We start from the raw sequence: 7,665 nt of genomic DNA on the forward strand, positions 1-7,665 counted from the left end.
TTTTTAAAACCGCCCCCAAAAGGGGGCTTTAAGTCCTATTCTTCTTCAATCATCTCAACGTCAAGGCAAAGCCCCTGAAGCTCCTTTACTAACACTTTGAAGCTTTCAGGAAGCCCGGCTTCAAGGAAGTTATTCCCCTTTACAATACGCTCATACATACGGGTTCTACCGGTAACGTCATCACTTTTAACTGTAAGAAACTCCTGTAGCGCGTAAGCTGCTCCGTAAGCCTCCATAGCCCAAACTTCCATCTCACCCAAACGCTGCCCACCAAACTGGGCCTTACCACCCAGCGGCTGCTGGGTAATAAGAGAATATGGCCCGGTAGAACGCGCGTGAATCTTATCTTCCACCAGGTGATGGAGTTTCAACATGTACATATAGCCAACGGTTACAGGCTCACGGAAAGGTTCTCCAGAAAGACCGTCATAAAGAACCGTTTGCCCTGTCTCAGAGAGCCCTGCCAGCTTAAGTAATTTCTTGATTTGTGGTTCTTTGGCCCCGTCAAACACCGGTGAAGCCATGGCTATACCGTCTTCAAAAGTGGCGGCAAAACGCAAGATATCCTCGTCGGTCTTATCTCTGAGAAACTCTTCAATCTCTTCTGGAGAAAAAATCTCCGCCAAAAACTGTTTTACCGCTTCTATCTGGTAAGCCTTAGCCAGCTCAGCAATCTTTCGACCGACTTCTTTAGAGGCCCAACCCAAGTGGGTCTCAAGAATCTGCCCGATGTTCATACGAGAAGGGACTCCAAGAGGAGAAAGAACCATATCAACCGGCGTACCATCAGGCAGATAAGGCATATCTTCTATGGGTACCACTTTGGATACTACGCCTTTGTTTCCGTGACGGCCAGCCATCTTATCCCCGGGTTGAAGCTTCCGTTTCATGGCCACATAAACCTTGACCACCTTGAGCACACCAGGAGGCAACTCATCACCCCTTTTCAGGCGATTAATGCGCTCTTCAATCTGCTTTCTTATCTCTGCCTCTTTGGCCTCGTAATCACGCAAGATATCTTCAACCACCGGGTCTTTTTTGCGGCCACCAGCGAGCTCCCGAATCTTGGTGAAAGGGACCTTGGCTAAAACTTCAGGCGTAATAGGTGCGCCTTTTTCTATAACTACCTCACCCCTAACCTCTATCGTAGCGGCCGCAGCCTTTCCAGTAAGATGGCGCTCAAGACGCTTCAAAATACTCCGGCGCAGTACATCCAAAAATTCTTCCTGATCTTTGAGAAGTCTCGCAATCTCGCGGTCTTCTATTTCTTTTGCCCGGGCATCTTTTTCAAGGCCTTTACGGGTAAAGACTTTGGCGTCAATAACAATACCTTCAATGCCGGGAGGCACCCTCAGAGAAGTGTCTTTAACGTCGCTTGCCTTTTCACCAAAAATGGCCCTGAGAAGTTTTTCCTCAGGGGAAAGCTGAGTCTCTCCTTTAGGTGTAACCTTACCCACCAGAATATCGCCTGGTTTTACGTAAGCCCCTACCTTGACAATACCGCTTGCATCAAGGCGCTCCAAAGCTTCTTCGCCTACGTTTGGGATATCGCGGGTAATCTCTTCACGACCTAGTTTGGTCTCCCGAGCTACACACTCAAACTCTTCAATATGAATGGAAGTAAAAACATCATCTCGCACCAAACGCTCAGAAATAACAATAGAGTCTTCAAAGTTGTAACCACGCCAGGGCATAAAAGCCACTAAAATATTTTTCCCCAGGGCAATTTCTCCCTTGCTAGTGGAAGGGCCATCCACTAATACCTGACCCTTTTTTATCCTCTGGCCTATTTCCACCACTGGTTTCTGGGTAAAAGTAGTGTTCTGGTTAGACTTACGCCACTTAATAAGTTTATAAATCTTTACTTCTGGGATATCTCCGTTTTCACTTTCATAGCGCACCACCAAACGGGTAGCATCAAGGTCTTCAACCACCCCGTCAGCTTCGGCGACAATGGTAAACCCTGAGTCACGAGCCACATACTTTTCCATACCTGTTCCCACCAGAGGGGCCTCGGTGCGAATAAGAGGCACCGCCTGACGCTGCATGTTTGACCCCATAAGCGCCCGGTTGGCGTCGTCGTGTTCAAGAAAAGGAATCAGTGAAGCAGAAACACTCACCACCTGAACTGGTGTAAGGTCAATAAAGTTAACCTGCTCTCGCGGGGCCATGATAAAGTCTCCTGCCTTACGCGCTGGAACAAGCTCCTGAACAATATTTCCCTCTTCGTCTATATCTATGGTGGCCTGAGCTATAACGTGGTCCCCTTCATCAAGAGCGCTCATATAAACTACTTCATCAGTTACTTTACCATTTATTACCTTGCGATAAGGAGTCTCAATAAAACCATAGCGATTTACCTTGGCATAAGTGGTAAGAGAAACGATAAGTCCGATATTCGGGCCTTCTGGTGTCTCAATAGGACATATTCGGCCGTAATGGGTGTGATGAACGTCACGCACTTCAAAGCCTGCCCGTTCTCTGGTAAGCCCTCCAGGACCAAGAGCCGAAAGGCGGCGCTTGTGAGTCATCATGGAAAGAGGGTTGGTCTGGTCCATAAACTGGGAAAGCTGGCCCTGGCCAAAAAACTCTCTTAAAGCCGAAGTAACAGGCTTGGGATTTATCAGGTCATTAGGCATAAGGGCTTCAACGTCCTGCAAGGTCATGCGCTCGCGAATAGCCCTTTCCATACGCACCAGGCCCACTCGCATCTGGTTCTCTACAAGCTCACCTACAGAGCGTACCCGCCGGTTACCAAGGTGGTCAATATCATCCACCGGCCCCTCAGTTTCTTTGAGATATATGAGATGTTTCAAAGTGGCCAGGATATCTTCCTTGGTAAGAACTCGAACATTTATGGGGATATCAAGGCCAAGGCGTTTATTCATTTTATAGCGCCCTACCTCTGAAAGGTCATAGGTGCTGGGGTCAAAAAAGAGTGACTGGAAGTAAGCCTTGGCCACTTCCAAATTAGCCGGGCTCGAAGGACGAAGACGACGATAAATCTCTATCAAAGCCTCTTCTTGAGTATGAGCTTTATCTAAAGTTAGGGTATCCCTTAAACAGGGTGTATGGCGATGAAGACTCATAAAAAGACATTCTATTTCCTCTATGCCTGCTTCCCTCAGCCTCTCAAGTGTTTCTTTATCTATTACCGAGTTACAGGAAACAATTACCTCACCAGTATTAGGGTCTATTACGTCTCTGGCCACCACCTTGCCCAAAAATTCCTCTTCAGGCACAGGAATAGTTTTAAGGCCTGCTTCCTGAATACGTTTAAGGGCGGCTTTAGTAATTTTACGACCTTTCTTTAAAATCACTTCGCCAGTATCTGGATGATGGATATCAAGAAGGGCCTTTTGCCCCAGTAAAATTTCAGGGTTTACTTCTTTTTCAATGCGGTTAGGCTTTATGATGTATTTTTCTATAGGATAAAAAGTAGTAAGGATCTCTTCGGTAGAAAGCCCAAGGGCCTTGAGAAAGGTTGTGACCGGGAAACGCCTGCGGCGGTCAATACGAACATATAAATAATCCCGGTGATCAAACTCAAAATCAAGCCAGGAACCACGAGTAGGAATAACCCTGGCAGAATAAAGGACCTTTCCGCTGGCGTGAGTTTTCCCCTTATCATGATCAAAAAAGATACCAGGTGAACGCTGTAGCTGGTTAACCACTACTCGCTCAGTGCCATTTATGATGAAAAGCCCGTCTTCGGTCATTAGAGGCACGGTGCCAAAGTATATTTCCTGTTCTTTAATGTCGCGAATGCTCTTGTCACCAGTATCAGGATCAATGTCATAAGTAAGCAAACGGACCCTTAACCGCATGGGGGCTTCGTAGGTGAGGCCCTTTTCGCGACATTCATCAGGAGTGTATTTGGGAGGAAGGATGGAATAATCAACAAATTCAAGTTCACAGCTACCAGTATAATCCACGATAGGAAATACGCTTTTTAAAGCTCCTTGAATGCCTATTTCTTCTCTAGCCTCAGGAGCAACGTCGGCTTGCAAAAAACGCTTGTAAGATTCTCTTTGAATGGCTATAAGATAAGGCACATCCATAATAGGTTTTACACGGCCAAAATTTTTGCGAACTCGCTCAGGAATGATAGTAAAATCTTGTGACATAGGCTTTCGCCTCCCCTAAGAAATGATAAAACGCAAGATGGGACCTTCCTCTTTAGCGAGGACAGGTCCCTTCTTAAACTATATAAAAAACTATTTTTTACTTAATTTCAACCTTTGCGCCAGCTTCCTCAAGACGTTTTTTGAGTTCTTCAGCCTCTTCTTTAGAGACACCTTCTTTAACTGGCTTGGGTGCACTTTCAACAAGCTCTTTGGCTTCCTTAAGACCAAGGCCGGTAATGGCTCTTACTTCTTTAATTACCTGGATCTTATTACCAGTTACTCCCGCAAGAATTACGTCAAATTCGGTCTTTTCTTCAGCAGGAGCCGCTTCAGCCCCAGGGGCAGCGCCAGGAGCCGCCGCCACTGCGGCTACCGGTGCTGCAGCTGAAACACCAAACTTGTCTTCAAGTTCCTTAATAAATTCAGCCAATTCAAGAACCGTCATATTGCTGATAAATTCAATTACTTCTTCTTTGGTTACTGCCATTTTAAACTCCTCCTTTTGCTAAATTTTAAGCCGCTTCTTCGGCCTTTTTTTCTTTAATGGCATTAAGAGCAAACAAGAAATTACGCGGTACAGCTGCCAGGAGCTGTACAAACTGAGCCATTGGTGCCTGCAAGAGCCCAAGGAGCTGGGCCATAAGCACCTCGCGCGGTGGCACTTTGGCCAGGGCTTCAAGGGAAGCCGCCTCTATCGGCTTGCCACCAAGGACTCCTCCGCGGTTAATTAAACTTTCATGCTCCTTGGCAAACTCCACCAGAACTTTGGCTACTTCTACCGGGTCTTCATAGCAAATAGCCACCCCGGTAGGACCCTCAATAAACTCCTGCAAAGGCTCAGCAGGAGTCCCACTGCTGGCCATCCTCAGGAGAGTATTTTTGACCACCTGATAACGTGCTCCCTTTTCCCTTAACTTTTTACGCAATTCATTGCTTTCTTCAGCGGTCATAGCGCGGAAGGTGGTCACAAATACGGCGGGAACTTCCTCAAATTCTTTACGTAATTTCTGGACTATTTCTTCTTTCTGTTTTCTAGTAAGCAATCGTCTCTCCCCCCTTTCCTTTGACATTAGTAATGTCAAAGGCAGAGGCCACCCATGGTCTAGGTAGGCCGGATCAACTGATCCGATTAAACACCCTGGGTGTACCTACTGTCTTTGACTGGCCTTTCGGCCCGCGACCTCCCGGGGGACTCTACCGGGAAATCACAATTATTTTAGGACTAATCTCGCCCGTATTTTTCAAGCAAATCTTTTACCGCCGCGGGGTCTATTTTAATGCCAGGCCCCATGGTGGTAGAAATGGTAATATTTTTTATGTATTGTCCCTTGGCTCCAGATGGCTTGGCTTTGATTATAGCGTCAAAAAATGCCGCTAAATTTTCAAGAATCTTTTGGGGACCAAAAGATACCCGACCTACAGGAGCATGTACCACCCCGGCTCTATCTACTTTAAAGTCTATCTTACCAGACTTGATATCTTTCACCGCCTTAGCCACATCCCAAGTAACAGTTCCTGTTTTGGCACTGGGCATTAGGCCGCGAGGCCCGAGAATCTTTCCGATACGGCCTACCAGAGGCATCATATCGGGAGTGGCTACGGCCTTATCAAACTCAAGCCAGCCATCCTGAATCTTTTTAACCAGGTCTTCAGCCCCCACGTAATCTGCTCCTGCTGCCTCTGCTTCCTTTGCCTTATCTCCCTTGGCAAAGACTGCCACCCTAGGCGCCTTACCAGTTCCATGGGGAAGAACCACCGAACCACGAACCATCTGGTCGGCGTGACGAGGATCTACACCTAAAACCACCGCCACGTCAACACTTTCATCAAACTTGGCGTAAGCATTTTCAAGGGCCAACTTTACCGCTTCTTCAAAGTCATATCTTTTAGAGCGATCTATCTTAGCTAAAGCGTTTGCATACTTTTTTCCACGTGCCATTTTTTACCCCTCTACAATTTCTATTCCCATACTACGAGCTGTACCTTCAATGGTACGCATAGCCGCTTCTAAATCTGCCGCCTGAAGGTCTGGCATTTTTATCTTGGCGATTTCTTCTACTTGCTTTTTGGTCACCTGCCCAACCTTTTCCCGCTTGGGATCAGAAGCACCCTTTTCTATACCAGCAGCTTTTTTCAGCAAAACCGAGGCAGGAGGTGTTTTTAAAATAAAGGTGAATGAGCGGTCAGCATATACGGTAATAACCGCTGGAATAATCATTCCTTCCTGGCCTTTAGTTTTAGCGTTAAAGGCCTTACAAAATTCCATTATGTTAACACCATGCTGACCAAGCGCTGGCCCCACTGGAGGAGACGGGTTAGCTTGACCTGCAGGGAGCTGTAGCTTAATAACTGCTATTACTTTTTTGGCCATCTTTACCTCACCCCAATATTAAATTTTCTGCACGTGTGCAAACTCCAACTCCACCGGAGTTTCTCGCCCAAAAATACTGACTAAAACTTTAACTTTACCCTTATCAGGCTTAACTTCTGTTACCACTCCATGGAAGTTAGCAAATGGTCCCTGAGTAACACGAACTCTATCGCCTTCCTGGAACTGATATCTGGGCTTAGGCTTAATCTCTGAAACCTTAAGCCGTTCAATTATTTTTTGAGCTTCCTCTTCCCGTAAAGGCAGAGGTTTTTCTCCGCCCATAAAACCTACTACTTTATCTATACTTCTAATGACTTCAAATACCTTTTCATCAGGCTCGGCCTTAACAAGTAAATAGCCAGGATAAAAGCGCCTGGCTACCGGACCTGACGCAAGACCTATAATTTCAATAATTTTTTCTGGCGGCACTACTATTTCAGACACCTTTTCAGACAGACCCGCCGCCTCCAAAGCTTCTTTAATCTTTTGGCCTATTTCCCGTTCAAATCCAGCGAATACGTGAACTACAAACCATTGCTGCGCCATCTTAGTAAACCAACCATTGAACTAATTTAGAAAGAATCATATCAACTAAACCCAGATAAAAAGAAATAAAAAGCGTAAAACTAACTACAGCCGTAGTAGTGGCCACAGTCTCTTTACGAGTCGGCCAGGTAATCTTTTTAAATTCAACCTTAACTTCTAACAAAAAGTTTTTGGCCTTCTGAAAAAAATTCTCTTCCCTCTGTAAAGGAACAACTTTAGCCTCTACCTTATCACTTTTAGTAGAGACTCCCGCTCCTGAAATCGACGACATCCGCTGTTTTCTAGTCCTTCTCTTGGCCATCCTCTCTCCCAAACAAGAAAAATGGCAGGCCAGGAGGGATTCGAACCCCCAACCCCCGGATTTGGAGTCCGGTGCTCTAGCCGTTCGAGCTACTGGCCTGCACTATTTAACTTTAACTTCCCTGTGAACCGTATGCTTACGATCCCAGGGACAATATTTTTTCAATTCTAACTTGTCCGGTGTGTTCCTTCTGTTTTTTGTGGTCGTATAATTACGACGCTTACAAACAGTACATTGCAAGTGAATAGTAATACGAACATCAGACTTTGCCATGATCAATCACCCTTTTACTATTCCAAAATCTTGGTAACAACACCTGC

8 protein-coding genes and 1 tRNA gene are annotated in these 7,665 nt (G+C 46.0%); all 9 read right to left on the reverse strand.

Annotation, left to right across the window (positions count from 1 at the left end):
- Positions 1 to 35: 35 nt before the first annotated feature.
- Entirely contained in the window at positions 36 to 4,127 is a 4,092-nt protein-coding gene (gene rpoB / locus TH606_RS03800) for a DNA-directed RNA polymerase subunit beta (protein WP_068541430.1), read from the reverse strand.
- 97 nt (positions 4,128 to 4,224) lie between these two features.
- Complete coding sequence (rplL, locus tag TH606_RS03805; RefSeq protein ID WP_013906904.1) at positions 4,225 to 4,614, reverse strand: 50S ribosomal protein L7/L12; 390 nt, start codon at positions 4,612 to 4,614, stop codon at positions 4,225 to 4,227.
- Between the two features lie 25 nt (positions 4,615 to 4,639).
- Positions 4,640 to 5,170 carry a 50S ribosomal protein L10 gene (gene rplJ, locus TH606_RS03810; RefSeq protein WP_082863496.1) on the reverse strand — a complete coding sequence of 177 codons (531 nt, stop codon included), beginning with the start codon at positions 5,168 to 5,170 and terminating at the stop codon, positions 4,640 to 4,642.
- 179 nt (positions 5,171 to 5,349) lie between these two features.
- A complete protein-coding gene (rplA, locus tag TH606_RS03815; RefSeq protein WP_068541434.1) occupies positions 5,350 to 6,066 on the reverse strand; it encodes a 50S ribosomal protein L1 in 717 nt (238 codons plus the stop codon).
- Between the two features lie 3 nt (positions 6,067 to 6,069).
- Entirely contained in the window at positions 6,070 to 6,498 is a 429-nt protein-coding gene (gene rplK / locus TH606_RS03820) for a 50S ribosomal protein L11 (RefSeq protein ID WP_013906907.1), read from the reverse strand.
- 18 nt (positions 6,499 to 6,516) lie between these two features.
- Complete coding sequence (nusG, locus tag TH606_RS03825) at positions 6,517 to 7,044, reverse strand: transcription termination/antitermination protein NusG (protein WP_068541436.1); 528 nt, start codon at positions 7,042 to 7,044, stop codon at positions 6,517 to 6,519.
- A 1-nt stretch (position 7,045) separates the two neighbouring features.
- Positions 7,046 to 7,345, reverse strand: a complete 300-nt coding sequence (gene secE, locus TH606_RS11310; protein ID WP_197460502.1) for a preprotein translocase subunit SecE — start codon at positions 7,343 to 7,345, stop codon at positions 7,046 to 7,048.
- Between the two features lie 22 nt (positions 7,346 to 7,367).
- Positions 7,368 to 7,444, reverse strand: a tRNA-Trp gene (locus TH606_RS03835).
- Positions 7,445 to 7,447: 3 nt separating this feature from the next.
- Positions 7,448 to 7,618, reverse strand: a complete 171-nt coding sequence (gene rpmG, locus TH606_RS11315) for a 50S ribosomal protein L33 (RefSeq protein ID WP_082863498.1) — start codon at positions 7,616 to 7,618, stop codon at positions 7,448 to 7,450.
- Between the last annotated feature and the right edge of the window lie 47 nt (positions 7,619 to 7,665).

Origin of the sequence: Thermodesulfatator autotrophicus (genome assembly GCF_001642325.1) — a bacterium.
GTDB lineage: Bacteria > Desulfobacterota > Thermodesulfobacteria > Thermodesulfobacteriales > Thermodesulfatatoraceae > Thermodesulfatator > Thermodesulfatator autotrophicus.

What these genes read in the sequence shown, in the direction of transcription:
- rpoB (WP_068541430.1), bottom strand. Translation starts at nt 4,127, where the DNA reads ATGTCACAAGATTTTACTATCATTCCTGAGCGAGTTCGCAAAAATTTT.
- rplL (WP_013906904.1), bottom strand. Translation starts at nt 4,614, where the DNA reads ATGGCAGTAACCAAAGAAGAAGTAATTGAATTTATCAGCAATATGACG.
- rplA (WP_068541434.1), bottom strand. Translation starts at nt 6,066, where the DNA reads ATGGCACGTGGAAAAAAGTATGCAAACGCTTTAGCTAAGATAGATCGC.
- rplK (WP_013906907.1), bottom strand. Translation starts at nt 6,498, where the DNA reads ATGGCCAAAAAAGTAATAGCAGTTATTAAGCTACAGCTCCCTGCAGGT.
- nusG (WP_068541436.1), bottom strand. Translation starts at nt 7,044, where the DNA reads ATGGCGCAGCAATGGTTTGTAGTTCACGTATTCGCTGGATTTGAACGG.
- secE (WP_197460502.1), bottom strand. Translation starts at nt 7,345, where the DNA reads ATGGCCAAGAGAAGGACTAGAAAACAGCGGATGTCGTCGATTTCAGGA.
- rpmG (WP_082863498.1), bottom strand. Translation starts at nt 7,618, where the DNA reads ATGGCAAAGTCTGATGTTCGTATTACTATTCACTTGCAATGTACTGTT.